The 25,349-nt window shown below is 67.5% G+C and carries 29 protein-coding genes and 1 tRNA gene; 16 read left to right on the forward strand and 14 right to left on the reverse strand.

Annotation, left to right across the window (positions count from 1 at the left end):
- Positions 1-221: 221 nt before the first annotated feature.
- Complete coding sequence (gene cysS, locus P3W75_RS25895; RefSeq protein ID WP_276230170.1) at positions 222-1,607, reverse strand: cysteine--tRNA ligase; 1,386 nt, start codon at positions 1,605-1,607, stop codon at positions 222-224.
- Complete coding sequence (locus P3W75_RS25900) at positions 1,608-3,290, reverse strand: glutamine--tRNA ligase/YqeY domain fusion protein (RefSeq protein WP_276230171.1); 1,683 nt, start codon at positions 3,288-3,290, stop codon at positions 1,608-1,610. It abuts the gene before it with no gap.
- Positions 3,291-3,412: 122 nt separating this feature from the next.
- Between P3W75_RS25900 and P3W75_RS25905 the strand changes: the two genes are divergently transcribed.
- The 3 genes from P3W75_RS25905 (at position 3,413) to P3W75_RS25915 (ending at position 4,939) form a co-directional block, all read left to right on the forward strand.
- On the forward strand, positions 3,413-3,907 hold the full coding sequence (locus P3W75_RS25905) for a peptidylprolyl isomerase (RefSeq protein ID WP_276230172.1): 495 nt from the start codon (positions 3,413-3,415) through the stop codon (positions 3,905-3,907).
- Between the two features lie 4 nt (positions 3,908-3,911).
- Positions 3,912-4,655: a UDP-2,3-diacylglucosamine diphosphatase gene (lpxH, locus tag P3W75_RS25910; protein WP_276230173.1), complete on the forward strand. Its 744-nt coding sequence runs from the start codon at positions 3,912-3,914 to the stop codon at positions 4,653-4,655.
- A 74-nt stretch (positions 4,656-4,729) separates the two neighbouring features.
- Positions 4,730-4,939, forward strand: a complete 210-nt coding sequence (locus tag P3W75_RS25915) for a YgdI/YgdR family lipoprotein (RefSeq protein WP_276230174.1) — start codon at positions 4,730-4,732, stop codon at positions 4,937-4,939.
- Between the two features lie 106 nt (positions 4,940-5,045).
- On the opposite strand, the gene P3W75_RS25920 is transcribed toward P3W75_RS25915, so the two are convergent.
- Positions 5,046-5,651, reverse strand: coding sequence for a tRNA-(ms[2]io[6]A)-hydroxylase (locus P3W75_RS25920; RefSeq protein WP_276230175.1), 606 nt, complete (start codon positions 5,649-5,651; stop codon positions 5,046-5,048).
- A gap of 184 nt (positions 5,652-5,835) precedes the next feature.
- On the opposite strand from P3W75_RS25920, the gene P3W75_RS25925 reads away from it, so the two are divergent.
- A complete protein-coding gene (locus P3W75_RS25925) occupies positions 5,836-6,699 on the forward strand; it encodes a universal stress protein (RefSeq protein WP_276230176.1) in 864 nt (287 codons plus the stop codon).
- A gap of 1 nt (position 6,700) precedes the next feature.
- Here P3W75_RS25925 and P3W75_RS25930 read toward each other — a convergent pair whose 3' ends face one another.
- From P3W75_RS25930 to P3W75_RS25940, 3 genes are read right to left on the reverse strand one after another with little or no spacing between them, the layout of a single operon-like run.
- Positions 6,701-7,924, reverse strand: coding sequence for a winged helix-turn-helix domain-containing protein (locus P3W75_RS25930; RefSeq protein WP_276230177.1), 1,224 nt, complete (start codon positions 7,922-7,924; stop codon positions 6,701-6,703).
- Positions 7,925-7,984: 60 nt separating this feature from the next.
- A complete protein-coding gene (locus P3W75_RS25935; protein ID WP_276230178.1) occupies positions 7,985-8,455 on the reverse strand; it encodes a DUF3291 domain-containing protein in 471 nt (156 codons plus the stop codon).
- 19 nt (positions 8,456-8,474) lie between these two features.
- Positions 8,475-8,708 (reverse strand): DUF1127 domain-containing protein, encoded by a 234-nt coding sequence (locus tag P3W75_RS25940; protein ID WP_276230179.1) that lies wholly within the window; start codon positions 8,706-8,708, stop codon positions 8,475-8,477.
- A gap of 97 nt (positions 8,709-8,805) precedes the next feature.
- Between P3W75_RS25940 and P3W75_RS25945 the strand changes: the two genes are divergently transcribed.
- Positions 8,806-9,660: a LysR substrate-binding domain-containing protein gene (locus P3W75_RS25945; RefSeq protein ID WP_276230180.1), complete on the forward strand. Its 855-nt coding sequence runs from the start codon at positions 8,806-8,808 to the stop codon at positions 9,658-9,660.
- A 6-nt stretch (positions 9,661-9,666) separates the two neighbouring features.
- Here P3W75_RS25945 and P3W75_RS25950 read toward each other — a convergent pair whose 3' ends face one another.
- Entirely contained in the window at positions 9,667-10,407 is a 741-nt protein-coding gene (locus P3W75_RS25950) for a sulfite exporter TauE/SafE family protein (protein ID WP_276230214.1), read from the reverse strand.
- A gap of 101 nt (positions 10,408-10,508) precedes the next feature.
- Between P3W75_RS25950 and P3W75_RS25955 the strand changes: the two genes are divergently transcribed.
- From P3W75_RS25955 to P3W75_RS25970, 4 genes are all read left to right on the forward strand, one after another.
- Positions 10,509-11,480 carry a LysR family transcriptional regulator gene (locus P3W75_RS25955; RefSeq protein WP_276230181.1) on the forward strand — a complete coding sequence of 324 codons (972 nt, stop codon included), beginning with the start codon at positions 10,509-10,511 and terminating at the stop codon, positions 11,478-11,480.
- 45 nt (positions 11,481-11,525) lie between these two features.
- Entirely contained in the window at positions 11,526-11,978 is a 453-nt protein-coding gene (locus P3W75_RS25960; protein WP_276230182.1) for a MarR family winged helix-turn-helix transcriptional regulator, read from the forward strand.
- Between the two features lie 147 nt (positions 11,979-12,125).
- The gene (locus tag P3W75_RS25965; RefSeq protein ID WP_276230183.1) at positions 12,126-12,554 is read left to right on the forward strand and encodes an organic hydroperoxide resistance protein; all 429 of its coding nucleotides are present in this window, start codon (positions 12,126-12,128) and stop codon (positions 12,552-12,554) included.
- Between the two features lie 29 nt (positions 12,555-12,583).
- Complete coding sequence (locus P3W75_RS25970) at positions 12,584-13,603, forward strand: alpha/beta hydrolase (RefSeq protein ID WP_276230215.1); 1,020 nt, start codon at positions 12,584-12,586, stop codon at positions 13,601-13,603.
- A 73-nt stretch (positions 13,604-13,676) separates the two neighbouring features.
- On the opposite strand, the gene efp is transcribed toward P3W75_RS25970, so the two are convergent.
- Positions 13,677-14,243 (reverse strand): elongation factor P, encoded by a 567-nt coding sequence (gene efp, locus P3W75_RS25975; protein WP_276230184.1) that lies wholly within the window; start codon positions 14,241-14,243, stop codon positions 13,677-13,679.
- A 43-nt stretch (positions 14,244-14,286) separates the two neighbouring features.
- Positions 14,287-15,417 (reverse strand): elongation factor P maturation arginine rhamnosyltransferase EarP, encoded by a 1,131-nt coding sequence (gene earP / locus P3W75_RS25980; RefSeq protein ID WP_276230185.1) that lies wholly within the window; start codon positions 15,415-15,417, stop codon positions 14,287-14,289.
- A 160-nt stretch (positions 15,418-15,577) separates the two neighbouring features.
- On the opposite strand from earP, the gene P3W75_RS25985 reads away from it, so the two are divergent.
- A tRNA-Ser gene (locus P3W75_RS25985) sits at positions 15,578-15,667 on the forward strand.
- Between the two features lie 408 nt (positions 15,668-16,075).
- Positions 16,076-16,327 (forward strand): outer membrane lipoprotei OprI, encoded by a 252-nt coding sequence (gene oprI / locus P3W75_RS25990; protein ID WP_024128796.1) that lies wholly within the window; start codon positions 16,076-16,078, stop codon positions 16,325-16,327.
- A gap of 128 nt (positions 16,328-16,455) precedes the next feature.
- Here the strand turns inward: oprI and P3W75_RS25995 are convergent, their stop codons facing one another.
- The 3 genes from P3W75_RS25995 to P3W75_RS26005 form a co-directional block, all read right to left on the reverse strand.
- Entirely contained in the window at positions 16,456-17,427 is a 972-nt protein-coding gene (locus P3W75_RS25995; protein WP_276230186.1) for a L,D-transpeptidase family protein, read from the reverse strand.
- A 74-nt stretch (positions 17,428-17,501) separates the two neighbouring features.
- A complete protein-coding gene (locus P3W75_RS26000; RefSeq protein WP_276230187.1) occupies positions 17,502-17,780 on the reverse strand; it encodes a hypothetical protein in 279 nt (92 codons plus the stop codon).
- A 73-nt stretch (positions 17,781-17,853) separates the two neighbouring features.
- A complete protein-coding gene (locus tag P3W75_RS26005; RefSeq protein ID WP_276230188.1) occupies positions 17,854-18,459 on the reverse strand; it encodes an arylesterase in 606 nt (201 codons plus the stop codon).
- Positions 18,460-18,469: 10 nt separating this feature from the next.
- Between P3W75_RS26005 and P3W75_RS26010 the strand changes: the two genes are divergently transcribed.
- Genes P3W75_RS26010 through greB form a run of 3 tightly spaced genes read left to right on the forward strand, consistent with a single transcriptional unit; the run spans position 18,470 to position 22,200 of the window.
- Positions 18,470-19,153 carry an ABC transporter ATP-binding protein gene (locus tag P3W75_RS26010; protein WP_276230189.1) on the forward strand — a complete coding sequence of 228 codons (684 nt, stop codon included), beginning with the start codon at positions 18,470-18,472 and terminating at the stop codon, positions 19,151-19,153.
- 13 nt (positions 19,154-19,166) lie between these two features.
- Positions 19,167-21,656 carry an ABC transporter permease gene (locus tag P3W75_RS26015; RefSeq protein WP_276230216.1) on the forward strand — a complete coding sequence of 830 codons (2,490 nt, stop codon included), beginning with the start codon at positions 19,167-19,169 and terminating at the stop codon, positions 21,654-21,656.
- A gap of 46 nt (positions 21,657-21,702) precedes the next feature.
- Positions 21,703-22,200, forward strand: a complete 498-nt coding sequence (gene greB / locus P3W75_RS26020) for a transcription elongation factor GreB (protein ID WP_276230190.1) — start codon at positions 21,703-21,705, stop codon at positions 22,198-22,200.
- A gap of 82 nt (positions 22,201-22,282) precedes the next feature.
- Here the strand turns inward: greB and P3W75_RS26025 are convergent, their stop codons facing one another.
- Positions 22,283-22,603: a hypothetical protein gene (locus tag P3W75_RS26025; RefSeq protein ID WP_276230217.1), complete on the reverse strand. Its 321-nt coding sequence runs from the start codon at positions 22,601-22,603 to the stop codon at positions 22,283-22,285.
- Between the two features lie 190 nt (positions 22,604-22,793).
- On the opposite strand from P3W75_RS26025, the gene thpR reads away from it, so the two are divergent.
- A complete protein-coding gene (gene thpR / locus P3W75_RS26030) occupies positions 22,794-23,330 on the forward strand; it encodes an RNA 2',3'-cyclic phosphodiesterase (protein WP_276230191.1) in 537 nt (178 codons plus the stop codon).
- Here thpR and P3W75_RS26035 read toward each other — a convergent pair.
- On the reverse strand, positions 23,317-24,213 hold the full coding sequence (locus tag P3W75_RS26035; protein ID WP_276230192.1) for a LysR family transcriptional regulator: 897 nt from the start codon (positions 24,211-24,213) through the stop codon (positions 23,317-23,319). The two genes, thpR and P3W75_RS26035, sit on opposite strands and share 14 nt — an antisense overlap.
- Before the next feature lie 93 nt (positions 24,214-24,306).
- On the opposite strand from P3W75_RS26035, the gene P3W75_RS26040 reads away from it, so the two are divergent.
- Positions 24,307-25,335 carry a YeiH family protein gene (locus P3W75_RS26040; RefSeq protein ID WP_276230193.1) on the forward strand — a complete coding sequence of 343 codons (1,029 nt, stop codon included), beginning with the start codon at positions 24,307-24,309 and terminating at the stop codon, positions 25,333-25,335.
- The last annotated feature ends 14 nt before the right edge of the window (positions 25,336-25,349 follow it).

The following is a 25,349-nucleotide window of genomic DNA, read 5'->3' on the forward strand; positions in this document are numbered from 1 at the left end:
CGCGCTCCGACACGAAAAAGGCCGCATCAGCGGCCTTTTTTCATGCTGGAGCAAGACAATACGTAGGGCGCATAACGCCTCAAGCGTTATCCGCCGCAACCCTCGGCACCGAAAACTTCGGCGGATAACCGCGAACGGTTATGCGCCCTACGGGAAATGCCCGGGCCGCGCGCAGGCAGAAAAAAGGCCGCATCAGCGGCCTTTTTCATTTCAGCGCGGGATCACTCGGCCAGGCGCCAGGTGGTGCCGCCCTTGCCGTCTTCGAGCACCACGCCCATGGCGGTGATCTCGTCGCGGATGCGGTCGGATTCCGCCCAGTTCTTCGCCGCGCGGGCTTCCAGGCGGGCCTGGATCAGCGCCTCGACCTTGTTCGCGTCGACCTTGCCGGTGGCGCCGGCCTGGAGGAAGGCGTCCGGCTCGAGCTGCAGCACACCGAGCAGGCCGGCCAGCTCGCGCAGCTTCGCCGCCAGGAGCGCAGCGGCCTGCAGGTCGGATTCGCGCAGGCGGTTCACTTCACGGGCCATCTCGAACAGCACCGCGACTGCTTCCGGCGTATTGAAGTCATCGTCCATCGCCGCGGTGAAACGCTCGGCAAAGGCCTCGCCACCGGCCGCCTCGACCTCGGGAAGACCGCGCAGCGCGGTGTAGAAACGCTCCAGCGCGCCTTTGGCTTCCTTGAGGTTGTCCTCGGAGTAGTTGATCGGGCTGCGGTAGTGGCTGGAAACCAGCAGGAAGCGCACCACCTCGGGGTGGTACTTCTCCAGCACCTCACGGATGGTGAAGAAGTTGCCCAGGGACTTGGACATCTTCTCGCCGTCCACGCGTACCGCGCCGGCGTGCATCCAGGTCGCCGCGTAGAGCTTGCCGGTGGCCGCTTCGCTCTGCGCGATCTCGTTCTCGTGGTGCGGGAACACCAGGTCCGGGCCGCCGCCGTGGATGTCGAAGGTCTCACCCAGGCAGCAGGTCGACATCACCGAGCATTCGATGTGCCAGCCCGGACGCCCGGCGCCCCAGGGCGACTCCCAGCTCGGCTCACCGGGCTTGGCCGCTTTCCACAGAACGAAGTCCAGCGGGTCTTCCTTGGACTCGTCGACCTCGATGCGTGCGCCGATGCGCAGGTCTTCGATCTTCTTGCGCGACAGCTTGCCGTAACCGACGAACTTGCCGACCCGGTAGTAGACGTCGCCGTTGCCCGGAGCGTAGGCGAAGCCCTTGTCGATCAGGGTCTGGATCATCGCGTGCATGCCGGCGATGTGGCCGGTGGCGCGCGGCTCGATGTCCGGGCGCAGCACCGACAGGCGCGCCTCGTCCTCGTGCATCGCGGCGATCATGCGTTCGGTCAGGGCGTCGAACGGCTCGCCGTTGTCCTGGGCGCGACGAATGATCTTGTCGTCGATGTCGGTGATGTTGCGCACGTAGGTCAGGTCATAGCCGCGCTGGCGCAGCCAGCGGGCGATGACGTCGAAGGCGACCATGACGCGGGCGTGGCCGATGTGGCAGAAGTCGTACACGGTCATGCCGCACACGTACATGCGCACCTGGTTGCCCACCAGTGGCTGGAAGGGTTCCTTGACCTTGCTCAGGGTGTTGTAGACGGAAAGCGCCATTTACTGCCCCCAGGAATCGCGCAGGGTCACGGTACGGTTGAAGACCAGGGCGCCGGCCTTGGAGTCCTTGCTGTCGGCGCAGAAGTAGCCTTCGCGCTCGAACTGGAAGCGATCCTCGGCGCTGGCGCTGGCCAGCGACGGCTCGGCGCGGCAACCCTTGAGCACCACCAGGGAGTCGGGGTTGATGTTGTCGAGGAAGCTGCCGCCCTCTTCCGACTTCTCCGGGTTGGCGGAACGGAACAGGCGGTCGTACAGGCGCACTTCGCACTCGACGCTCTCGGCGGCCGGCACCCAGTGGATCACACCCTTGACCTTGCGACCCTCGGGATTCTTGCCCAGGGTGTTCTCGTCGTAGCTGCAGCGCAGTTCGACGATGTTGCCGGCGGCGTCCTTGATCGCCTCGTCGGCGCGGATCACATAGCTGCCGCGCAGGCGCACTTCGCCACCGGGGATCAGGCGCTTGTAGCCGGCCGGCGGGACTTCCTCGAAGTCACCGGCGTCGATGTAGATCTCGCGGCTGAACGGCAGCACACGCACGCCCATGTCCTGCTTCGGATGGCGCGGCAGCTCGAGGTTCTCGACCTGGCCTTGCGGGTAGTTGGTGATGACCACTTTCAGCGGTTTGAGCACGCACATGGCGCGCGCGGCATTGGCGTCCAGGTCATCGCGAATGGCGAATTCCAGCATGCCGATGTCGACCAGGCCGCCGGCGCGGTTGACGCCGATCATGTCGCAGAAGCTGCGGATCGAGGCCGGGGTGTAGCCGCGGCGGCGATAACCGGAAAGGGTCGACATGCGCGGGTCGTCCCAGCCGTCGACGTGTTTCTCGTCAACCAGTTGCTTGAGCTTGCGCTTGCTGGTGATGGTGTAGTTCAGGTTCAGCCGGGCGAATTCGTACTGGCGCGGCTGCGCCGGCACCGGCAGGTTGGCCAGGAACCACTCGTACAGCGGGCGGTGATCCTCGAACTCCAGGGTGCAGATGGAGTGGGTGATGCCCTCGATGGCGTCGGACTGGCCGTGGGTGAAGTCGTAGCTGGGGTAGATACACCACTTGTCGCCGGTCTGGTGGTGATGGGCGTGGCGGATGCGGTAGAGGATCGGGTCGCGCAGGTTGATGTTCGGCGAGGCCATGTCGATCTTCGCGCGCAGCGAACGGGCGCCGTCGGCGAATTCGCCGGCCTTCATGCGGGCGAACAGGTCCAGGTTCTCTTCCACCGAACGCTCGCGGTACGGGCTGTTGCGGCCCGGCTCGGTCAGGCTGCCACGGTACTCGCGCATTTCCTCGGCGTTGAGGTCGCAGACGAACGCCTTGCCGGCCTTGATCAGGTCGACGGCCCAGGCGTGCAGCTGGTCGAAGTAGTTGGAGGCGTAGCGCACCTCGCCGGCCCACTGGAAGCCCAGCCACTTGACGTCGGCTTCGATGGCGTCGATGTATTCCTGGTCTTCCTTCGCCGGGTTGGTGTCGTCGAAGCGCAGGTGGCAGTCGCCGCCGAAGTCACGGGCCAGGCCGAAGTTCAGGCAGATCGACTTGGCGTGGCCGATGTGCAGGTAGCCGTTGGGCTCCGGCGGGAAGCGGGTGACGATCTTCTGGTGCTTGCCGCTGTCCAGGTCTGCCTGGACGATGGGGCGCAGGAAGTTGGCGGCGACAGTGGCTTCTTTCGAATCGGCGGTGGGCTTGCTCATGGTGTCCTTGATCGTTTCCGTCGTTCGGCCAGGGTAGGCCGGCCAAACCAAAGCGCTTATCATAGCCGAAGCTGTCAACCCCCTGACAGGCCTTCGATTTTCCCGACAGAGCGGAATTCCTCATGATCAAGCTGCACACCAACCATGGCGTCATCACCCTGGAACTCTTCGAAGACAAGGCCCCGGAAACCGTGGCCAACTTCAAGGAGTACGTGAAGAGCGGTCATTACGACAACACCGTGTTCCACCGCGTGATCAACAACTTCATGATCCAGGGCGGCGGTTTCGAGCCGGGCATGAAGCAGAAGAGCACCCGCGCGCCGATCAAGAACGAAGCCAATAATGGCGTCGGCAACAAGGTCGGCACCGTCGCCATGGCCCGCACCATGGAACCGCATTCGGCTAGCGCGCAGTTCTTCATCAACGTCGCCGACAACGACTTCCTCAACCACAGCGCGCCGACCGTGCAGGGCTGGGGCTACTGCGTATTCGGCCAGGTGGTCGATGGCATGGACGTGGTCAACAAGATCAAGGGCGTCTCCACCACCATGCGCGCCGGCCACCAGGACGTGCCGAGCGAAGACGTGATCATCGAGAAGGCCGAAATCGTCGAGTGAGTCGATGAGCGTCCTGTTCATATCGGACCTGCATCTCGAAGCGGAACGCCCGGACATCACCCGGGCGTTCTTGCATTTCCTGAGCACCCGCGCCCGCCAGGCCGAAGCGCTGTACATCCTCGGCGACTTCTTCGAAGCCTGGATCGGCGACGACGGCATGGACGAGTTCCAGCACGCCATCGCCCGCGCCCTGCGCGAAGTGGCCGACGGCGGCACGCGCATCTACCTGATGCACGGCAACCGCGACTTCCTCATCGGCAAGGCGTTCTGCCGCGAAGCCGGCTGCACCCTGCTACGCGACCCCAGCGTCATCCAGCTGAACGGTGAAAAGGTCCTGCTGATGCACGGCGACAGCCTGTGTACCCTGGACGTCGGCTACATGAAGCTGCGCCGCTGGCTGCGCAACCCGCTGTCGCTGTTCATCCTGCGCAGCCTGCCATTGGCCAAGCGCCACCAGCTGGCGCGCAAGCTGCGCAAGGAAAGCCGTGCGCAGACGCGTATGAAGGCCAGCGAAATCGTCGACGTGACCCCTGACGAAGTGCTCGCGGTCATGCGCCGTTACGGCGTACGCACACTGATCCATGGCCATACCCACCGCCCGGCCGTGCATGAACTGCAGCTCGACGGCAAGCCCGCGCGGCGCATCGTCCTCGGTGACTGGGACCGTCAAGGCTGGGCCCTGCAGGCCGACGCGAACGGTCTGCAGCAGGCGCCCTTCGCGTTGCAGGGCGAGCCTTCGGCGGGCTGACCCGGATCAATCTCATGGCCCCGGGCCAGCAGCTATGCTCAGTGCGTCGCCACCTGCGCACCCCGGGGACCACCATGAAAAACCACCTGCTGCTCGCCGCCTGCCTGCTGGCACTGGCCGGCTGCTCCAGCCACTACATCATCACCACCGCCGACGGCCAGATGATCACCACCGACAACAAGCCGCGCCTGGACAAGGACAGCGGCATGGTGCGTTTCGAGGACTCCGAGGGTAAGGAGCAGATGATCCCGCAGACGCAGATCCGCCAGATCATCGAGCGCTGAGGCGCCAAGAAGAACGGTCGGGCGTGGCGTTCCAGGGCCTCCCTGCAGGAGCGGGCCACGCCCGCGATCGCGCGCATGGCGCGCTCCTACCCAGAAAGACAACGCGTCAGGCGGCCTGCGGAATGCCGCTGTGGAAGCGAAACTCTTCGTCCGGCGAGCTGATCAGCTGCGCCTCGACCTCACGGATGTGCGCCACCCGCCGCTGGATGTCGGCCTCATCGCCATAACGCCGGGCCAGCGCCAGGTAGCCCTGGAAATGCCGCGCCTCGGACTTGAGCAGCGAGCCGTAGAACTTCGCCAGGTCGGCGTCCAGGTGATCGACCAGGGCGGCGAAGCGCTCGCAGCTGCGGCACTCGATGAAGGCGCCGACGATCAGGGTATCGACCAGCTTGTGCGGTTCATGGTTGCGCACCGCCGCGCGCAGGCCCGAGGCGTAGCGCCCGGCGGAGATCGGGCGCAGGCCGATGCCGCGCTTCTTGAGGATCGCCAGCACCTGCTCGTGGTGGCGCAGTTCCTCGCGCGCCAGGCGCGACATGAAATTCACCAGATCTTCATGGGCGCTGTATTTGGCGATCAGCGCCAGGGCCGTGCTGGCGGCCTTGAACTCGTTGTTCTTGTGGTCGATCAGCAGAACCTCCTGGTCCCGCAGCGCGGCCTCGACCCAGGCGTCGGGCGTGGCGCAACCAAGAAATTCGCGGATTTCGGACAACATGACGGGCTCCAATGGCTCATGGCCGGGCGCACGAAGGGTTCGCCAGCGGCCTGAAAGGCGGAGCATTATACGAATGCGCCGGCGCTCGGCCAGTTCCACTGTTGATATGCCTCAAGATCGGCAGTGCCGGAACCCGACTACAGTTGTTGCACATATACAAGCCACGCGCGCCAGGGAGACGACCATGCAAGCCATCCGCAGCATTCTCGTAGTAGTGGACCCCGACCAGCCCGACGGCCTGGCGCTCAAGCGCGCCAAGCTGATCGCCAGCGTCACCCAATCCCACCTGCACCTGCTGGCCTGCGCGAAGCAGGGCGACGCCAGCGCCCGCCTCGAGGAGCTGACCGCCAGCCTGCGCGAGGAAGGCTACAGCAGCAGCTGCCGGCAGGCCTGGCACGACAACCTGCACACCAGCATCATCACCGAACAGCAGGCCGAGGGCTGCGGCCTGGTGGTCAAGCAGCACGTGCCGGACAGCCCGCTGAAGAAAGCGCTGCTCACTCCGGACGACTGGAAACTGCTGCGCTACTGCCCATCCCCGGTGCTGCTGGTGAAGAGCGCGGCGCCCTGGGCCGGGCGCACAATTCTGGCGGCGGTCGATGTCGGCAACAACGACGCGGAGCACCGCGCGCTGCACGCCAGCATCGTCAGCCACGCCTACGACATCGCCGGGCTGACCCACGGACAGCTGCACGTAATCAGCGCCCACCCCTCGCCGATGCTCTCGGCGGCCGACCCGTCCTTCCAGCTCAGCGAAACCATCGAGGCCCGCTACCGCGAGGCGTGCAAGGCGTTCCAGGCCGAGTACGGGGTGGACGACGAACACCTGCACATCGAGGAAGGCCCAGCGGACGTACTCATCCCGCGCACCGCGCACCAGCTGGAAGCGGCGGTGACGGTGATCGGCACCGTGGCGCGCACCGGCTTCTCCGGCGCGCTGATCGGCAACACCGCCGAAGTGGTGCTCGACGCCCTGGAGAGCGACGTGCTGGTACTCAAGCCGGACGAGGTCATCGCCCACCTCGAGGAGCTGGCGGCGAAGGTCTGACCTAGGCGGCGGCGCCCGCCTCCAGCAACGCCCGCAGGCGGAGCCCCTCCGCCTTGCGGCAACCCACGTGCACCCGCTCCAGGCCGAGCCAGTCGGCCATCTCGCGCAACTGCCCGGCCAGCGCGCGCAGCCCTTCTTCGCCCAGCGGCAATTGCTCCTCGTGTACCGCATGCACGGCCAGGCGCCCGGCCGCCCGCTCGGCGCGCAGGTCGATACGCGCCGCGAGGCGTTCGTCGTACAGGAACGGCAGCACGTAGTAGCCATAGACCCGTTTGTGCTGCGGCGTGTAGATCTCCAGGCGGTAGCGGAAGTCGAACAGCCGCTCGGTGCGCGCGCGCTCCCAGACCAACGAGTCGAAGGGCGACAGCAGCGCGCTGGCCTTCACCTTGCGCGGCAACAGCGGCTCGCCGGCGACGTAGGCCGACTGCGACCAACCCTGCACCGCCACCTCACGCAACGCGCCCTCCTCCACCAACTCGGCCAGGCGCGCCTTGCTGTCGGCCGGGTCCAGGCGGAAGTAGTCGCGCAGGTCGGTCTCGCTGGCCACGCCCAGCGCGTTGGCGGCGTGCAGCAGCAGGCCGCGCTGGGCCTGCTCGGCGTCGGGCTCCGGCTGCGCCAGCAGGGCCGCCGGCAGCACGCGCTCGGGCAGGTCGTAGAGCCGTTCGAAACCACGGCGCCCGGCCACGGTCACCTCGCCGGCGGCGAACAACCATTCCAGCGCGTGTTTCTCGTCGCTCCAGTCCCACCAGGGCCCGGCGCGTTCGCTGCGCGTGGTGAGGCTGCCGGCGCCCAGCGCCCCTTGCTCGCGCACCGCCTGCAGCACCCGTTCGAGCACCTCGCGGTGCTCTTCGCCGAAGCGCGCCAGCTGCTTGTAGATACCCTGCCCCGCCGCCGCCCGACGCATGCGCCAGCGCATCAGCGGGTACAGCTCCAGCGGCAGCAACGAAGCCTCGTGGCCCCAGTATTCGAACATGCGCCGGTGCCGCCCGGCGCTCCAGGCGGCCTCGTCCAGCAGCGCCTGGGAGTAGTTGCCCAGGCGCGAGAACAGCGGCAGGTAGTGCGAGCGCACCAGCGCGTTGACCGAGTCGATCTGCACCACGCCCAGGCGCTCCAGCACCTGCTGCAGGTGCCGGCGCTGCACCTGCGCGCGCGGCTTGCGGGCGGCGAAACCCTGGGCCGCGAGGGCCAGGCGCCGGGCTTGCTTGAGGGACAGGCTATCGGTCATGCGGCGCGCTTCCTCGGCGGATCGAGGTTCGATCCTACGCCAAAGCCGCCAGCGCTGGCATCAAACGGACAAGGCTGCGGCGACGGGGGCGGGAAATGGCCGGGCGATGTTGAACGCTTCGGCGCTCGGCCCGCGCTCTTCGAGGCGTCGCAAGGCAGCCTGGGCGTCGGCAAGGGTCGGCAGCTGCCCCGCCGGCAACCACCAGAGCGCCAAAGTCGGGCCCGGCAGCTTGTCCATCCACTCCTTGCGCCGGCGCAGCACGGCGAGATGCTCGCCGCCATAGACGTAGTCGCGCAGCGCCTCCAGGGATTCCCAGAGCGACAGGTTGACGATGATCCGCGGATCGGCGAAGGCCTGGATGGCGGTGGCGTCACCGGCCTCGTCCTGCAGGCGCCAGACGAAGCCGGGGCTGGCTTCGGCGAGGGCGTTCACCGGGGCGAGTTGCTCGACGAAACCGCTCATCTGCGGGTGATCCAGAGCGAACCTGGCCCGGGCTATGTTGACCTGGGCCAGGTGGTAGCGTTGCGGCATGAGCTGTCCTTGGCGCGCATCAGCGACGCAGATGGTCGATCCAGAAGGGTTTCTCGGCTTCCTGCAGGATGTCGGCGCGGCTGAGGCCGATATCCTTGAGCGCCGAGTCACTGAGGCTGGCCAGCTGTTCGCGCTGCCGCGCCAGTTCCCGCCAGCGCCGGATGCGCATCAGCGCCAGGCGCCAGATCGGCGCGCCGGGGTGCAGCCAGTCACGTACCAGGGGTGCCGCTACGAATCCGAATTGAGCTTTCATGGTGCCGTCCTCCCTGTGGGGTTGGCGCCAGTCTCGCGCCGGGCGTAAGATCAATCCAACGAATCATTCTTATGCATCCCATCTCGGAGATTGATGTATGAGCAGCTTCCCCAGCATCGACAGCGAACTGCTGCGCACCTTCGTCGCCATCGCCGACCACGGCGGTTTCACCCGCGCCGCCGAGATGGTCAACCGCACCCAGTCGGCGGTGAGCATGCAGATGAAGCGCCTGGAGGAAGACGTGCTCGAACGCACCCTGTTCGAGCGCGATGGCCGCCAGGTGCGCCTCACCCCCGAGGGCCAGGTGCTGCTGGGCTACGCGCGGCGCATCCTGCGGCTGCAGGGCGAGGTGTTCAACACCCTGCGCCAGCCGCACATGGTCGGCGCGGTGCGCATCGGCACCCCGGACGACTACGTGATGCGCTTCCTGCCGGAGATCCTCTCGCGCTTCGCCCAGGCCTACCCGCTGGTGCAAGTGGAAGTGCATTGCGAGACCTCGTCGCAACTGCTCACCCGCAACGACCTGGACCTGACCATCGTCACCCGCGAACCGGGCACCGAGATCGGCCAGCTACTGCGCCAGGAGCCATTCGTCTGGATGGCCGCGGAAAGCTTCTGTCCGCAGGAGCAGCGCCCGCTGCCACTGGCGATGTTCAACACCAGCTGCTTCTGCCGAGCCTGGGCCTGCAACGCCCTCGAAGCCCTGGAGATCGACTACCGCATCGCCTACAGCAGCCCCAGCCTGTCGGCGCTGTTCGCCGTGGCCAGCGCGGGCCTGGCGGTCACCGCGCAGCTGCGCAGCCTGCTGACCGGCAACCTGCGCATCATCGGCGAGGAAGAAGGCCTGCCGACGCTGCCCTCGGCGAGCATCGTGCTGCTGCGCAATCCGCCGCGGCAGTCGCCGATCACCGACAAGCTGGCCGAATACATCGTCGAAGGTTTCGGTGGCTGAGGGGCGTCACTGACGCATCAGGAGCAGCGCGCAAACCACCAGGAACAAGCTGAAGGCCATGCGCAGGGCGCGCTCGGGCAAGGCGTGCGCCAGCTTCACCCCCCAGGAAATGCTCAGCAAGCCACCAGCCGCGAGGCAGGCGCCGATGCGCCAGTCGACGTGCCCGTGCAGCGCATAGGTGCCCAGCGCCACCGCCGTGCTGGGCGCGGCCAGGGACAACGCCAGACCCTGCGCCACCACCTGGCTGAAGCCGAACAGCGAGGTCAGCACAGGCGTAGCCAGCACCCCGCCGCCCACGCCGAAGAGCCCGCCCAGGGAGCCGGCACCGAGACCCAGCGCGGCGAACCAGGGTAGCCCCGGCGCGCTTTCCCGGGGCCGCTCGGCGAAACGCTGGCGCAGCAGCAGGTACACGGCCAGGGCCAGCAGAAACACCACGAAGGCCGTGCGCATGTGCGCCGCGTCGATGCGCAGCGCCAGGCTGGAAGCGAGGAAGGCGCAGAGCAGGCCGGTCACCGCCAGCACCGCCGCCCGCGCCGGGTCGATACGGTTGCGCCGGTGGTAGCTGCGCAAGGCCAGGAAGGCGTTGGGCACCACCATCACCAGCGCCGTGCCCTGGGCCAGTTGCTGGTCGAGGCCGAACAGCACGCCCAGCGCGGGAATCGCCAGCAGCCCGCCGCCGATGCCGAACAGGCCGCCGAGGCAACCCAGCACCAGCCCAAGAAGAAAATCCAAGCCCATTTCCAGCATGCGTACCTCCAGCATTCGGACGCCATGCTAGAAAACCGTCGCTGGATGGGAAACGCAAAGCCCAGCACAATAGCTTTGCGTTTCAAGCACAGGTATTTGCCATGACTCCGACCGCCCTGGAAGACCAGCTGGACCTGTTCCTCGACGTGCTCGACAGCGGCAGCTTTTCCGCCGCCGCCCGCCTGCGCCAGCTCACCCCGTCGGCGGTGGCGCGGCGCATGGACGCCCTCGAGCAAGGCCTGGGCAGCCCGCTGCTGGCGCGCACCACCCACGCGGTACGCGCCACCCCGGCCGGCCTGGCCTTCGCCGAACGCGCGCGGCGCATCGTCGAGGAACTGCGCCAGGCCCGCGCCGAGGCGGTGTCGCTGAGCACCGCCCCGGAAGGCCTGATCCGCATCGACGCGCCGGTGCCGTTCGGCCGCCGCCACCTGGCGCCGGCCCTGGCCGACTTCCTGCGGCTCAATCCCGGACTGGACGTGCAGCTGCGCCTGATCGACAGCTTCACCGACCAGCAGGGCGACAACCTCGGCCAGGTCGACCTGGTGCTGCGCATCGGCCCGCTGCCCGACAGCCGCCTGGTGGGAACCCTGCTCGCGCCCATGCGGCGTATCGTCTGCGCCAGCCCCGACTACCTGGCCCGGCATGGCCGGCCGACGTCGCCCCGGCAGCTGCCCGAGCACGTCGGCCTCGACTGGGAAGGCCTGGCGCCGCCGCTGGTCTGGCGTTTCGCTGTCGACGGGCGCCTGCAGCACCTGCGTCCCCGGCGCCTGCGGCTGACCACCAACAATGGCGAGACGCTGGTCGAAGGCGCCTTGCAGGGCCTGGGCCTGGCGCACCTGCCAACCTGGATGTGCAGCGAGTACCTGGTGCGCGGTGAACTGCTGCCATTGTTCTGCGAGCAGGGCCTGCCGGAGCCCGAGCCCGGCGGGATCCACGCTCTGCGCCTGGAGCGCGGCCCCCACCCGCGCAGCCAGCGCCTGCTGGCGTTCCTCGCCCAGCGCTTCGGCTTCCCGCCGCCCTGGGATCGCGACCTGGCGGAGCATCTCGGACAGGCGCAACTGGCCAAGAAATAGCCAGCGCGCTAAATTAATGTGCAATCACCTATTCCGGAGGCCGCCATGAACTCCCCCCTGGCCAACTGCGAAGCGCTCAAGCTCGACAACCAGCTGTGCTTCGCCCTGTACTCCACCTCGCTGCAGATGACCAAGGTCTACAAGCCGTTGCTGCAGGCATTGGGCCTGACCTACCCGCAGTACATCGCCATGCTGGTGCTATGGGAGCAGGACGGCATCACCGTCGGCGAGATCAGCTCGCGCATGCTCACCGACCCCGGCTCCCTCACCCCGCTGCTCAAGCGCCTGGAAGGCGAAGGCCTGATCACTCGCACGCGCAGCGCCAGCGACGAGCGCGTGGTGGAACTGCGTCTCACCGACAAAGGTCGCGACCTGCGCCAGCAGGCCGAGAGCATTCCCGCCTGCATCCTCACCGCCAGCGGGCTCGACCTGGAACAGCTGGGCGAGCTGAAGAAAGAGCTGGTGGGCCTGCGCGGCAGCCTGCAAGGCTCGAACTAGGCGCTTATTCCCGAATTCGCACAGATTTATCGCGAATTCTTCCGACAAATATCTTGCGCACAAAATAACTCGGCACTAATCTCTGCCTCACGCACTTACTTATCGCGCAAAACATTAACGAGCAAACAGAATCCCGGAGAGACCGCCATGCAAACCATCAAAGCCCTCTACACCGCCACCGCTACCGCCACCGGAGGCCGTGACGGCCGCGCCATCTCCTCCGACGGCATCCTCGACGTGAAGCTGAGCACCCCGCGCGAACTGGGCGGCCAGGGCGGCAACGCGACCAACCCCGAACAACTGTTCGCCGCCGGCTACTCGGCCTGCTTCATCGGCGCCCTGAAATTCGTCGCCGGCCAGAGCAAGCGCCAGCTTCCCGCCGACGCCTCGATCACCGGCAAGGTCGGCATCGGGCAGATTCCCGGCGGCTTCGGCCTGGAAGTGGAACTGAACATCAGCCTGCCGGGCCTGGACCGCGCCGTCGCCGAAGAGCTGGTCGCCGCGGCCCACCAGGTCTGCCCGTACTCCAACGCCACTCGCGGCAATATCGACGTGCGCCTGAACGTCGCCGTCTGACCCCACCCTCGCCCACGGAGAACATGCACATGAAAGCGTTCGGCAAGACTCTGCTCGGCAGCCTGCTGGCCCTGGCCATCGGCAACGCCTTCGGCGCCGGCAGCCCCGGCGTCCAGCACGATACCCAGGCGTTCCTCGAAGTCCTGGAAGCCGGCGGCGGCAAGCCCCTGGAAACCCTCGCGCCGAAAGACGCCCGCGCGGTCCTGACCGGCGCCCAGGCCTCGGTCAAGGTCGACCTGTCCGGCACCACGATCAGCGAGAAGACCATCCAGGCCGACGGCCAGCGCATCAAGCTGACCATCGTCCGCCCGGCCAACGCCAAGGGCAGCCTGCCGGTGTTCATGTTCTTCCATGGCGGCGGCTGGGTGCTGGGCGACTATCCGACCCACGCCCGGCTGATCCACGACCTGGTGATCAGCTCCGGCGCGGCGGCGGTCTACGTCGACTACACGCCCTCCCCCGAGGCGCACTACCCGGTAGCCATCAACCAGGCCTACGCGGCGACGAAATGGGTGGCCGAACACGGCAAGGACATCGACGTCGACGGCACACGCCTGGCGGTGGCCGGCAACAGCGTCGGCGGCAACATGGCCGCGGTGGTCGCGCTGATGGCCAAGGACAAGGGCACGCCCAAGCTGCGCTTCCAGGCCCTGCTCTGGCCGGTGACCGACGCCAGCTTCGAGACCGCCTCGTACAACCAGTTCGCCCAGGGCCACTTCCTCACCAAGCCGATGATGCAGTGGTTCTGGAACAGCTACACCACCGACCCGAAACAGCGCGCCGAGATCTATGCCTCGCCGCTGCGCGCTACCAGCGCACAGTTGCAGGGCCTGCCGCCGGCGCTGGTGCAGACCGCCGAGTTCGACGTGCTGCGCGACGAAGGCGAAGCCTACGCCCGCAAGCTCGACGCCGCCGGCGTGGCGGTCACCGCCGTGCGCTACAACGGCATGATCCACGACTACGGCCTGCTCAACCCGCTGGCCCAGGTCCCCGCCGTGCAGGCCGCCCTGCGCCAGGCCGGGGAAGAGTTGAAGGTGCACCTGAAATAACACCTTCGGAAAAAACAGTAGGCGGAAACGAAAAAGCCCGGCATCTGCCGGGCTTTTTCTGTCACACGAAGGCTTAGGCCTTGACGCGGGACTTGTACTCGCCGGTGCGGGTATCGATCTCGATGGAGTCGCCGATTTCGCAGAACGCGGAAACCTGCACCTCGGCACCGTTCTTCAGGCGGGCGGTCTTCATGACCTTGCCGGAAGTGTCGCCACGGACGGCCGGCTCGGTGTAGACGATTTCACGAACGATGGTGGTCGGCAGTTCGACGGAGATCACCTTGTCGTTGTAGAAGACCGCTTCGCAGACGTCGGTCATGCCGTCTTCGATGAAGGTCAGCACGCCTTCCAGATCGTCTTTCTCGATCTCGTACTGGTTGAACTCGTTGTCCATGAAGACGTAGAGCGGGTCCGCGAAGTAGGTGTAGGTCACTTCCTTGCGGTCGAGGATGATCGGCTCCAGCTTGTCGTCGGCCTTGAACACGGTCTCGGTACCGGCGCCGGTCAGCAGGTTCTTCAGCTTCATCTTGACGACGGCGCTGTTGCGGCCGGATTTGTTGAACTCGGCCTTCTGGATGACCCAGGGGGCGCCATTGATGTTGGCAACCTGGCCTGCGCGGAACTCTTGAGCGGTTTTCATACGAATATCCGATTTGGATGGGTGACAAAAAACAGGGGACGTATCATAGCCAATTTGTATAAAAACGCACCAGCCCCGTGGCGAGATCCGCCTCCGCCGCCCGCTCGGCGCTCCAGCGCGCGGCCCAATCCCGCCAGCCAGGCGCCTGGCGTTCCAGCCCGGCCCAGGCCGTGGCCAGGTCGCCACGCCCGTTCCAGGCTTCCCAGAACCGCACGAGCGCACCCCTGAGCGCCTCGTCCATACCCTCGGTGTAGAGAGCCAGGAAGGCTTCCAGCTTGTCCAGGTGAACGCCCTCCTCCTGTTCATAGATGTGCCAGACGAACGGCTTGCCCGCCCAGAGCGCGCGAACGAACGAATCCTCGCCGCGCACGGCGTTGAAATCGCAGCTCCACAGCAGCAGGTCATAGTCCTCCTGGCGGACGAACGGCAGCACCTGGACGCGCAGGTGGCCGCGCCGCAGGCATTCGCCCACCGTCAGACCCGGCACGCCGAGCCAGCGGGCGACGTCGCCGAGCACTCGCCCTTCGGGCACCAACAGCAGCGTAGCGCGCGCGGCGCCGGCCAAGGCGTCCAGCCACGACGGCAGCGCCGCGTTCTCATAGGCGAACAGCGAGAACAGGCGCTCGCCCTCCTCTACCTGCACGCCCTGGGCGGCGAGAAACGCCCCGGCTCGCGCCGGATCGGCCTGGAAGGCGTCGCGTCGCTCGATCAGCCGCGCCTCGCGCAGCAAGCCGCCGACGCCCTGGCCGAAACCGGGAAAATAGAAGAACTTCTGCAGCCCGCCGGGCTGCAGCGACGGCAAGCCATGGCAGGAGGCGACCCAGCCCTCGGCGCTGAGGTATTCCAGGTTGAGCCACAGCGACGGCCGCGGTCGCCGCTGCATCGCCTCTACATAGGCCGGCGGCAACGGGCAGGCGAAGGCCTCGATGACCACGTCGGCGGCCGGCGTGTCCTGCCAGAGGGCCGGCCACAGGCGAACGTCGACGCCCGCCTGGACCTGCCGCGCCGCGCCGACGTCGGCCTGCGGGCACAGGCGCGCGAAGGAATGCAGATCGTCGACCCACAGGCGCACGTCCTGGCCGTGCTCGCCGGCCAGCTGGCGCGCCAGGCGCCAGGTCACGCCTATGTCACCGTAGTTGTCCACCACGCAGCAGAATATGTCCCAGCTCGCCATCGCACTCGCCTGTCCAGGTAAGCCGCCAGTGTAACAAGGCGGACGCCCGCGATTTCCCCCCGGCCACCTTAAGCCGATGAATCCGTTGAAAAAACATTTGCCTTTAGGAAAGCCTTTGAGTAAAGTGCGCGCCTCGACAGACACAGCGCTGTCGAAACACGGTGAGGTGTCCGAGTGGCTGAAGGAGCACGCCTGGAAAGTGTGTATACGGGAGACCGTATCGAGGGTTCGAATCCCTCCCTCACCGCCACATCTAAAAGCCCGGTTGACTGATGAAGTTAACCGGGCTTTTTCGTTTCCGCTCGACGCAGCTGCAATGTCCTCTCAATTGGCGACCGGTGTAACCCGCCAATAGTTCCCCCAGACTTTCGTCCTATCGCGATTAAGCATTAGTTCGACGCGCTATACTCAAGCACCTTGTCCACCTCCTGACTATCTCCGTCAGCCCCGGCGCAGGGGCACCCGAGACAGTTTGCACATTTTTTGCACAACTTCCGTGACAATTAACTGTTCAACCGGGTCAGGCATAAAAAAAAAGTGCCGTACTTGCGCTTGGTCAGTTTACTTACTACAAGTAATGAGTACTATGTAGGCCGGCTAATTTCCCAGTCCCATGGGAAATTGCTTTAATGGAAATGTCCACCTTAAGGGGAACACGATGAACAACGTTCTGAAATTCTCTGCTCTGGCTCTGGCTGCTGTTCTGGCCACCGGTTGCAGCAGCCACTCGAAAGAAACCGAAGCCCGTCTGACCGCTACTGAAGACGCCGCTGCTCGCGCTCAAGCCCGTGCTGACGAAGCCTACCGTCACGCTGACGAAGCGCTGGCCGCTGCTCAGAAAGCCCAGCAGACTGCTGACGAGGCTAACGAGCGCGCTCTGCGTATGCTGGACAAAGCCAGCCGCAAGTAATAGATCTTCGGATCTGTTGGAAAGCCGACCTTTCGAGGTCGGCTTTTTTATTGCCTGGTGTTTTCCCCGGGCAAGAAAAAACCCGCGGACCTTCGGCCAGCGGGTTCTTCGTTACGACGCAGAAGCGATCAGGGCAGTTGGGTCGGCTCGCTGGCCGCCATCGAGGCCGGCGCCGGCTGCTGCGGCTGGGCGATGGCCACCGGCAGGCCGTCTTCGGCGGCCACCACTTCACGCACCACGTTCCAGTCCATCTGCATCTGGTTGGCGATGTCTTCGCGCTTGAGCAGGGCGTTGATCACCGCGGTGTGCTTGTCCACCACCGACGGGTTGCCGTGGTCGTCGATCGGGGTGTGGGCCTCGAGGTAGATCTTGCCCTCGCTGCGACCGAACTTGTACGGCTCGTTGATGATGCGCACCGACGTGCCGACCGGCACCAGCGGGAACAGCTCGGTCACGTCGCCGTTGTACATGCGGAAGCAGCCGTGGCTGGTGCGGGTGCCGATGCCGAACTTCTTGTTCGAACCGTGGATCAGGTAGCCCGGCACGCCCAGAGCCATCTTGTACGGCCCCAGCGGGTTGTCCGGGCCCGGCGGGATGACGGTCGGCAGCGGGTCGCCGTCGGCGGCGTGCTCGGCGCGGATCGAGGCCGGCGGATACCAGGCCGGATCCTTGGTCTTGGCGACGATGCTGGTGTGAGCGATCGGCGAACCCCAGCCCTCGCGACCGATACCCAGCGGGTAGGTGTAGACGACGTTCTTGCCTTTCGGGAAGTAGTACAGGCGGTACTCGGCAATGTTGATCACGATGCCTTCGCGCGGACCCGGCGGCAGGATGAAGCGGGTCGGAATGATGACCTCGGTGCCCACGCCCGGCAGCCAGGCGTCGACGCCCGGGTTGGCGGCGATCATTTCCTGGTAGCCCAGGTCATAGGTCTGGCCAAGGTCGGCGAAGGTATCTTCGTACTTGGCCTTGATTACCTGCACCTGGCCGACGATATCTTCGCCGGGCGCCGGCAACGGCAGCTCGAGGGCAGAAACGGGGCCGGCCGAAAGCAGCGCGGCGAAAGACAGCGAGCAGGCGGCAATTACGCGCGACAACATCCGAGGATCCTTGACGAGAACAGTTGGCTGAGGGGGCAATAGTGTAACACTCAGACCCCGTTCTCCGGGAGAGTTCAAAGCAGCCAGGCGAAGCGCTGGCCGCGTTTCTCCAGATCAAGACGTTTCAGGCACTCCGCGCACAGCCGGCGATCGCGCAGGAAATCGCGCCGCGCCTCGCGCCAGAGCGGTTGCGCCGGCAGCAGCCCGCCGCACAAGGTGCGATCACCCGAAGTCCCCAGCTCCAGTTGCCGGGCGACGAGATGCACGCGCACCTCACGACAGGCGAACAGATCGAGCTGCGAGTCGGGTTCGATCAACTGGTAGGCGAAGAGGGTCCAGGCGGGGCGGGACATGGTGGCTCCTGAAGGGTGCGCAAACATACTGGAAAGCCCCCGCGCGGGGAAGCCTCGCGAAGCCTCCAGTGACCTACAGCAGAGGCTTGAGCTGCGGCCAGACGTTGTCGAGCAGGCGCGGCTGCGCCACCGCCGCCGGATGGATGCCGTCGGCCTGCATCATCTGCGGCACCCCACCGACGCCTTCGAGGAAGAACGGCACCAGCGGCACCCCGCCCTGCTCGGCCACCTGCCGGTAGACCTGGGCGAAGGCGCGGGTGTAGCGCTCGCCATAATTGGGCGGCAGCTGCATGCCCAGCAACAGCACCTTGGCCCCGGCCTGGCGCGAGGCCGCGACCATCGAAGCAAGATTCTGTTGCAATTGCTGTGGCGGCTGCCCGCGCAGACCGTCGTTGCCGCCCAGCTCGATCACCACGACGCTCGGCTTGTCCGTGGAAAGCAGCGCCGGCAGGCGCGCCAGGCCGCCCGCGCTGGTGTCGCCGCTGATCGAGGCGTTGACCACGCGGTAGTCCAGCCCTTCCTGTTTCAGGCGATTGTCCAGCAGGGCGACCCAGCCCTGGCCGGTATCCACGCCCAAACCGGCGCTGATACTATCGCCGACGACCAGCAGCGTCTGCGCCGCGGCTTGCTGGGCGACCAGCAGCAACGCCAGGCAGACGCTCGATAGCCATGCACGCATCGGACCCTCCATGAGCGAAAGCATTCTCACCGCGCGCAACCTTAGCAAGGTCGTCCCCAGCGCGGAAGGCGAGCTGACCATTCTCCACGACCTTTCCCTGGCCCTGCAGCGCGGCGACAGCCTGGCCATCGTCGGCAGCTCGGGCTCCGGCAAGTCCACCCTGCTCGGCCTGCTCGCCGGCCTCGACCAGCCCAGCGGCGGCAGCGTCGAACTGGCCGGGCACCGCCTCGACGACCTCGACGAGGACCAGCGCGCACGGGTCCGCGCGGCCCACGTCGGCTTCGTGTTCCAGTCGTTCCAGCTGCTCGACAGCCTGGACGCGCTGGAGAACGTCATGCTGCCGCTGGAACTGGAAGGCCGCGACGACGCCCGCCAGCGTGCCCGCGCCCTGCTCGAGCGGGTCGGCCTGGGCCAGCGCCTGACCCATTACCCGCGCCAGCTCTCCGGCGGCGAGCAGCAGCGGGTGGCGATCGCCCGCGCCTTCGCCGCCGAGCCCGACGTGCTGTTCGCCGACGAACCCACCGGCAACCTCGACAGCGCCACCGGCGAGCGCATCAGCGACCTGCTCTTCGAGCTGAACCGCGAGCGCCATACCACCCTGGTCCTGGTCACCCACGACGAACGCCTGGCGCACCGCTGCCAGCGGCAGATCCGCCTGGAAAGCGGCCACCTGATCGACCACGCGGAGCCCTGAACCGATGAAGTCGCTGCCGCTGTCGCGCCTGTGCGGCCTGGCCCTGCGCCAACTGCTGCGCGAATGGCGCAGCGGCGAGCTACGCGTGCTGTTCTTCGCCCTGCTGGTGGCGGTGGCCGCCAGCTCCGCCATCGGCTACTTCAGCGCCCGGCTGAACGGCGCCATGCTGGTTCGCGCCGCCGAATTCCTCGGCGCCGACCTGGTGCTCAGCGGCACCCAGCCGGCCACCCCGCAACAGATCGACACGGGCAAGCGGCTGGGCCTGCGCCACGCCTACAGCGTCGAGTTCTCCAGCGTCATCGCCACCGACCAGGGCATCCAGCTGAGCAGCGTCAAGGCGGTGGACGACGACTATCCGCTGCGCGGCGAACTGAAGAGCGCCCCGGCGCCGCTGGAAGCCGAAAGCCCCGGCGGCCGGCCGCAGCCGGGCGAGGTGTGGGTCGAGGCGCGGCTGCTCAACAGCCTCGACCTCAAGGTCGGCGACAGCGTCGAGATCGGCCGCCAGGACCTGCGCATCGCCCGCGTGCTGACCTACGAGCCGGACCGCGCCGGCGACTTCTACAGCCTCACCCCGCGCGTGATGATGAACCTGCACGACCTGCAGGCCACCGGCGTGGTGCAGCCGGGCAGCCGAGTACGTTACCGCGACCTCTGGGAAGGCGACGCGGGCGCCCTGCAACGTTATCGCAGCACCGTACAGCCGGGGCTGGCCGCCAACCAGCAACTGCTCGACGCGCACCACGGCAACCGCCAGATCGGCGACGCCCTGGAGCGCGCCGAGCGCTACCTGAACCTCGCCAGCCTGGCCGCCATCCTCCTCGCCGGAGTGGCGGTGGCGCTGTCGGCCAACCGCTTCGCCAACCGCCGCTTCGACGCCAGCGCCCTGCTCCGCTGCCTGGGCCTGTCGCGCCGCGAGGCCCTCCTTCTATATGGCCTGCAACTGTTCAGCCTGGGCCTGGCGGCCAGCCTGCTGGGTGCCGCCATCGGCTACCTGGCGCAACTGGGCCTGGTGACCCTGCTGGGCGACCTGCTACCGCCGCAGATCCCGCCGGCCGGCGCCTTCCCGGCGATCGCCGGGGTGGCCACCGGGCTGGTGGCCCTGGCCGGCTTCGCCCTGCCACCACTGGCCGCCCTCGGCCGCGTGCCGCCACTGCGGGTGCTGCGCAGCGACCTGCTGCCGGTGCCGATGCGCAGCTGGCTGGCCTATGGCTGCGCGCTGCTGGCGCTGGGCCTGATCATGTGGCGACTGAGCCTGGACCTGCGCCTGACCCTGGCGCTGCTCGGTGGCGGCGTGATCGCCGCGGCCATCCTCGGCGGCCTGCTGCTGCTCGCGCTGAACGGCCTGCGCCGCCTGCTGGCGCGCGCCAGCCTGCCCTGGCGCCTGGGTCTCGGCCAACTGCTGCGGCACCCGCTGGCCGCCGCCGGGCAGAGCCTGGCCTTCGGCCTGATCCTGCTGGCCATGGCGCTGATCGCCCTGCTGCGCGGCGAGCTGCTGGACACCTGGCACGCCCAGCTACCGGCCAACGCGCCCAACTACTTCGCGCTGAACATCCTGCCGGCGGAGAAGGACGCCTTCGAAAGCCGCGTGCGCGCCCTGTCGCCCAACGCCGAGGGGCTGTTCCCGATGGTCCCCGGCCGGCTGGTCGCGGTGAACGGCCAGCCGGTGCAGACCCTCAGCGAGGATGTGCGCAGCGAACGCGCCCTGCAGCGCGACCTGGGCCTGACCTGGGCGCAGCAGCTGCCCGCCGGCAACCAACTGGTCGCCGGCAGCTGGTGGAGCGCGCAGGCGAGCGAGCTCCCCGGCGTCTCGGTCGAGGAGAAGCTCGCCGCCAACCTCGGCATCAAGCTCGGCGACCGCCTGAGCTTCAACGTCGCCGGGCAGACCCGCGAAGTCCGGGTGCAGAGCCTGCGCTCGGTGAAGTGGGACAACTTCCAGCCGAACTTCTTCATGGTCTTCCAGCCCGGCACCCTCGCCGACCTGCCGGTGACCTACCTGACCAGCTTCTACCTGCCGAGCGCCGACCAGCGCAGCGCCATCGAGCTGGCCCGCGCCTTCCCCACCGTGACCCTGCTGCCGGTGGACGTACTGCTGGCGCAGCTGCGCAGCATTCTCGACCAGGTCACCCTGGCCGTGGAGTACGTGCTGGTGTTCGTCCTCGCCGCCGGTTTCGCCGTGCTCTTCGCCGGCCTCCAGGCGACCCTCGACGAGCGCCTGCGCCAGGGCGCCCTGCTGCGCGCCCTGGGCGCCGGACGCGAGCTGCTGCAACGTACCCGGCGCAGCGAGTTCGCCCTGCTCGGCGCGGTCAGCGGGCTGCTCGCGGCCCTGGGCTGCGAGCTGATCAGCTTCCTGCTCTACAGCCAGGTCTTCCAGTTGCCCTGGCGGCCTCACCCGTGGCTGCTCGGCCTGCCGCTGCTGGGCGCTGTGCTGGTGGGCGGCGCCGGCCTGTTCGGCACCCGCAAGGCGCTGAGCCTGAGCCCGCTGCGCCTGTTGCGCGAAGGCTGATAGACTCCGAAGCCCCCTCCCGCCAAAGCCGGAACCCCACCGCCCCATGAGTCGCTATCGCCCGCCGCGTACCGCCGGCACCCCGTTGATCACCCCCGAAGGCGAAGCGCGCCTGCGCGCCGAACTGCACGAGCTGTGGAACGTGCGCCGGCCCCAGGTGACCCAGGCGGTGAGCGAGGCGGCCGCGCTCGGCGACCGCTCGGAGAACGCCGAATACATCTACGGCAAGAAGATGCTGCGCGAGATCGACAGCCGCGTGCGCTTCCTGCGCAAGCGCCTGGAAAACCTCAAGGTGGTGCGCGACCGCCCGGGCGACCCGAACAAGGTCTACTTCGGCGCCTGGGTGACCCTGGAAGACGAGGACGGCGAGCAGGCCCGCTACCGCATCGTCGGCCCGGACGAGCTGGACCTGCGCAGCAACCAGATCAGCATCGACTCCCCGCTGGCCCGAGCCCTGGTGGGCAAGGAGCTGGACGCCGAGGTGACGGTGCGCAGCCCGGCGGGCGAGAAGCTCTGGTTCGTGGTCGAGATCGACTATCCCTGACCCAGGCACACCAACTCCGCAGGAGCGGGCCATGCCCGCGATTCGCACGCATGGCGTGCTCCTACGAAGAAAGCGGAGCGGGTTACAGCGCCGGCGGGCGCCGGGTGATCAGGCCCTGGCGGGCGACGCGGGTCAGTTCGTGGACCAGGGTTTCCAGTTCCTCGGCGCACGGCGCGTGGACCACGGCGAAGTCGAAATGGTCGCTGGGGAAGCGGGCGATCTCGGCGAGGCCACTGGCGAACTGGATGAGGAAGGTGCGCGAGCCCTGCCAGCGTTTCGGCCAGCCTTCGAGGTAGCGAACCAGGGTCGGCTGGTGATTGCCGCTGAGGAGGATGCGCGGGTTGCGCCGCAGCAGGCCGGTAGTGATGGGGGCCAGGCGCACTTGGGGATTGGCACGGGTCATGAGTGTCATGTCTCCGCCTCTTGGGTCCTGCTGGACGCGGCGAGAGGCACACCGAACCAGCGCTTTAGCGGTATTTCGACACCAGCCGGTGTCCGCGCCCCGCAAGTTGCTACTTAAATCGGCGCTGTGCGGCATCCTAGAGAAGCCCCGACGATACTGTCAAGGCGACTTCCGGATGACGAGAGCCCCCATGAGCACCCCACCCCTGCGCCTGTTCTTCGCCCTGCCCTGCCCGGACGAAATCCGTGCGCCACTGGCGGCCTGGCGCGACGGCTTGGCCATCGACGGCCAGCCGGTAGCGGCGGCCAACCTGCACCTCACCCTGGCCTTCCTCGGCGCGGTGCCGCGCGCCCGCAAGGCCGAACTGCTGGCTTTGGGCGCGAGCATGCCGCGCATACCCTTCGAGCTGCGCCTGGAGCGCCTGGAACTGTGGCGCAACGGCATCCTGCACCTGGCGCCAGCCAGCATCCCCGAAGCGCTGCCGAGCCTGGTCCACGCACTGCACGACACCTTGCGCGCCGCCGGCTTCGAGATCGAGCGACGGCCCTTTCGCCCGCACCTGACCCTGGCGCGGCATTGTCGCCGCGCACCGGACGGCGCGGCGCAATTCGCCTGGCCGGCTCGCGAGCTGGCGCTGTACAGCTCGGAAAACGGCCCGCACGGTACGCACTACCGCACCATCGGGCGCTGGCCGCTGGACGGCGAGGCGACGTTCAGCCGCGATTGAGCGCGGCCCAGCCCTCGGCGTAATCGAGGAAACGACGCAGGCCGGCGGTGGGGTACTTGTCCACATGCAGTGCGCGGAAGAAGGTGCGCCGCAAGGGCCCGAGGGGATTGTCCAGGGCGACCAGCTCGCCACGCGCCAGCTCGTCCGCCACCACCCGCCGCGACAGGCAACTGATGCCGGCGCCGCTGGCCACCAGGTGCTTGATCGCCTCGGCGTTGCTCACTTCCAGCGGCGCCGACAGGCTGCCCAGGCGCGGCAGCACTTGCTGCTCGAAGGTGACGCGGGTACCCGAGCCGGCCTCGCGCAGTACCCAGCGCGCCGCCGCGAGTTGCTCGAAGGTCAGCGTCGCCTGGCGCGCCAGCGGGTGATCCGGTGCGGCGACCAGCAGCAGTTCGTCCTCCACCCAGGGCAGCAACTGCACCTGCGGATGCTGGATGGGCGCCTCGATATAGGCTACGTCGAGGCGGAACTCGCAGAGCGCGGCGAGAATCTCGCGGCTGTTGGCAACCTGCAGCTGCAGGCGGCTGTCGGGCAGCTCGGCGAGGAAGCCGGCCATCACCTGCGGCAGCAGGTAGCCACCGATGCTGCGGCTGGCGCCTAGCGCCAGCTGCACCGGCGCGTGCTGGAACAGGGCTTCCAGCTCCGCGCTCTGGTCCAGCAGCGCACAAGCCTTGGGATACAGCGCCCGGCCGTTGTCGTTCAGCGCCAGGCGCTTGCCGCTGCGGTCGAACAGCCGCGTCTGCAGGGCCCGCTCCAGCTCCTGCAGGGCCTGGCTGGCCGCCGATTGCGAAAGCGCGATGGCCGCCGCGGCCTGGGTGACGTTGCCATGCTCGGCGATGGCGGCGAAGGTGGCGAGCTGGCGGAGGGTGATGCGCGGGCCCATATCGACAAAACCGTTTGATCCAATAAGAACAATCCGTTTTTACACTAAGCGAGCGGCGCGCACCATGACTGCACCTTACACAAGGAGCCCGTCATGCCTACCTTCCTGCGCCGCATTCCCTACCTGGTTCCCGGTGCGCTGCTGTGCCTGCTGATCGCCGCCGGCGCCAACCTCCTGGTGCGTATCCCGGCCATCCAGCACCTGGGCCTCGGCGGCCTGACCCTGGCCATTCTCCTCGGCCTGCTGCTCGGCAATCTCGGCGCCGCGCGCTTCGGCGGCCTGCGTCCGGGCGTGGAGCTGTCGCGCCAGCAACTGCTGCGTCTGGGCGTGGTGCTCTACGGCCTGCGCCTGACCTTCCAGGACATCGCCGCGCTCGGCCCGGCGGCCCTGGTGATCGACGTGCTGATGGTCGCCAGCACCCTGCTGATGGCCGCCTGGATCGGCGTGCGCTGGCTCAAGCTGCCGCGCGAGAGCGCCCTGCTGATCGGCGCCGGCAGCGCCATCTGCGGCGCCGCCGCGGTCATGGCCAGCAGCCCGGTGCTGCGCGCCCGCGCCGAGCACACCGCCGTGGCGGTAGCCACCGTGGTGCTGTTCGGCACCCTGGGCATGCTCCTGCAACCGCTGCTGTTCGCCCACCTGCCGAACCTGTTCGGCAGCCCCAAGGCCTTCGGCATCTTCACCGGCTCGACCATCCACGAAGTGGCCCAGGTGGTCGCCGCCGGCCGCGCCATGGACCCGGCCGCCGCCGACGCCGCGCTGATCAGCAAGATGCTCCGGGTCCTGCTGCTGGCCCCGGCCCTGCTCTGCCTGGGTCGCTTCGGCAGCGCCGAGAGCGCCAGCGAAGGCAAGCGCCGCGTACAGGTCCCCGGCTTCGCCGTGGCCTTCCTGCTGGTCACCGGCCTGCGTTCGCTGGGCCTGATCCCGGAAAGCTGGCTGGCGCCGCTGCAACAGCTGGACGACGTCCTGCTGGGCATGGCCATGGCCGCCCTGGGCCTCGCCACCCGCCTCGGCGACCTGCGCAAGGAAGGCCCCAAGCCGCTGCTGCTGGGTGCCGGGCTGTTCATCTTCCTGTTGGTAGGCGGTGCGCTGATCAATGGTGGGGTGCAGCACCTGCTGGGTTGAACCGCAGACAAAGA

Origin of the sequence: Pseudomonas citronellolis, assembly GCF_029335315.1 — a bacterium.
GTDB lineage: Bacteria > Pseudomonadota > Gammaproteobacteria > Pseudomonadales > Pseudomonadaceae > Pseudomonas > Pseudomonas citronellolis_A.

Excerpts from the sequence above, each read along its gene's own strand:
- cysS (WP_276230170.1), bottom strand. The coding sequence starts at position 1,607 with ATGGCGCTTTCCGTCTACAACACCCTGAGCAAGGTCAAGGAACCCTTC.
- P3W75_RS25900 (WP_276230171.1), bottom strand. The coding sequence starts at position 3,290 with ATGAGCAAGCCCACCGCCGATTCGAAAGAAGCCACTGTCGCCGCCAAC.
- P3W75_RS25905 (WP_276230172.1), top strand. The coding sequence starts at position 3,413 with ATGATCAAGCTGCACACCAACCATGGCGTCATCACCCTGGAACTCTTC.
- lpxH (WP_276230173.1), top strand. The coding sequence starts at position 3,912 with ATGAGCGTCCTGTTCATATCGGACCTGCATCTCGAAGCGGAACGCCCG.
- P3W75_RS25915 (WP_276230174.1), top strand. The coding sequence starts at position 4,730 with ATGAAAAACCACCTGCTGCTCGCCGCCTGCCTGCTGGCACTGGCCGGC.
- P3W75_RS25920 (WP_276230175.1), bottom strand. The coding sequence starts at position 5,651 with ATGTTGTCCGAAATCCGCGAATTTCTTGGTTGCGCCACGCCCGACGCC.
- P3W75_RS25925 (WP_276230176.1), top strand. The coding sequence starts at position 5,836 with ATGCAAGCCATCCGCAGCATTCTCGTAGTAGTGGACCCCGACCAGCCC.
- P3W75_RS25930 (WP_276230177.1), bottom strand. The coding sequence starts at position 7,924 with ATGACCGATAGCCTGTCCCTCAAGCAAGCCCGGCGCCTGGCCCTCGCG.
- P3W75_RS25935 (WP_276230178.1), bottom strand. The coding sequence starts at position 8,455 with ATGCCGCAACGCTACCACCTGGCCCAGGTCAACATAGCCCGGGCCAGG.
- P3W75_RS25940 (WP_276230179.1), bottom strand. The coding sequence starts at position 8,708 with ATGAAAGCTCAATTCGGATTCGTAGCGGCACCCCTGGTACGTGACTGG.
- P3W75_RS25945 (WP_276230180.1), top strand. The coding sequence starts at position 8,806 with ATGAGCAGCTTCCCCAGCATCGACAGCGAACTGCTGCGCACCTTCGTC.
- P3W75_RS25950 (WP_276230214.1), bottom strand. The coding sequence starts at position 10,407 with ATGCTGGAAATGGGCTTGGATTTTCTTCTTGGGCTGGTGCTGGGTTGC.
- P3W75_RS25955 (WP_276230181.1), top strand. The coding sequence starts at position 10,509 with ATGACTCCGACCGCCCTGGAAGACCAGCTGGACCTGTTCCTCGACGTG.
- P3W75_RS25960 (WP_276230182.1), top strand. The coding sequence starts at position 11,526 with ATGAACTCCCCCCTGGCCAACTGCGAAGCGCTCAAGCTCGACAACCAG.
- P3W75_RS25965 (WP_276230183.1), top strand. The coding sequence starts at position 12,126 with ATGCAAACCATCAAAGCCCTCTACACCGCCACCGCTACCGCCACCGGA.
- P3W75_RS25970 (WP_276230215.1), top strand. The coding sequence starts at position 12,584 with ATGAAAGCGTTCGGCAAGACTCTGCTCGGCAGCCTGCTGGCCCTGGCC.
- efp (WP_276230184.1), bottom strand. The coding sequence starts at position 14,243 with ATGAAAACCGCTCAAGAGTTCCGCGCAGGCCAGGTTGCCAACATCAAT.
- earP (WP_276230185.1), bottom strand. The coding sequence starts at position 15,417 with ATGGCGAGCTGGGACATATTCTGCTGCGTGGTGGACAACTACGGTGAC.
- oprI (WP_024128796.1), top strand. The coding sequence starts at position 16,076 with ATGAACAACGTTCTGAAATTCTCTGCTCTGGCTCTGGCTGCTGTTCTG.
- P3W75_RS25995 (WP_276230186.1), bottom strand. The coding sequence starts at position 17,427 with ATGTTGTCGCGCGTAATTGCCGCCTGCTCGCTGTCTTTCGCCGCGCTG.
- P3W75_RS26000 (WP_276230187.1), bottom strand. The coding sequence starts at position 17,780 with ATGTCCCGCCCCGCCTGGACCCTCTTCGCCTACCAGTTGATCGAACCC.
- P3W75_RS26005 (WP_276230188.1), bottom strand. The coding sequence starts at position 18,459 with ATGCGTGCATGGCTATCGAGCGTCTGCCTGGCGTTGCTGCTGGTCGCC.
- P3W75_RS26010 (WP_276230189.1), top strand. The coding sequence starts at position 18,470 with ATGAGCGAAAGCATTCTCACCGCGCGCAACCTTAGCAAGGTCGTCCCC.
- greB (WP_276230190.1), top strand. The coding sequence starts at position 21,703 with ATGAGTCGCTATCGCCCGCCGCGTACCGCCGGCACCCCGTTGATCACC.
- P3W75_RS26025 (WP_276230217.1), bottom strand. The coding sequence starts at position 22,603 with ATGACCCGTGCCAATCCCCAAGTGCGCCTGGCCCCCATCACTACCGGC.
- thpR (WP_276230191.1), top strand. The coding sequence starts at position 22,794 with ATGAGCACCCCACCCCTGCGCCTGTTCTTCGCCCTGCCCTGCCCGGAC.
- P3W75_RS26035 (WP_276230192.1), bottom strand. The coding sequence starts at position 24,213 with ATGGGCCCGCGCATCACCCTCCGCCAGCTCGCCACCTTCGCCGCCATC.
- P3W75_RS26040 (WP_276230193.1), top strand. The coding sequence starts at position 24,307 with ATGCCTACCTTCCTGCGCCGCATTCCCTACCTGGTTCCCGGTGCGCTG.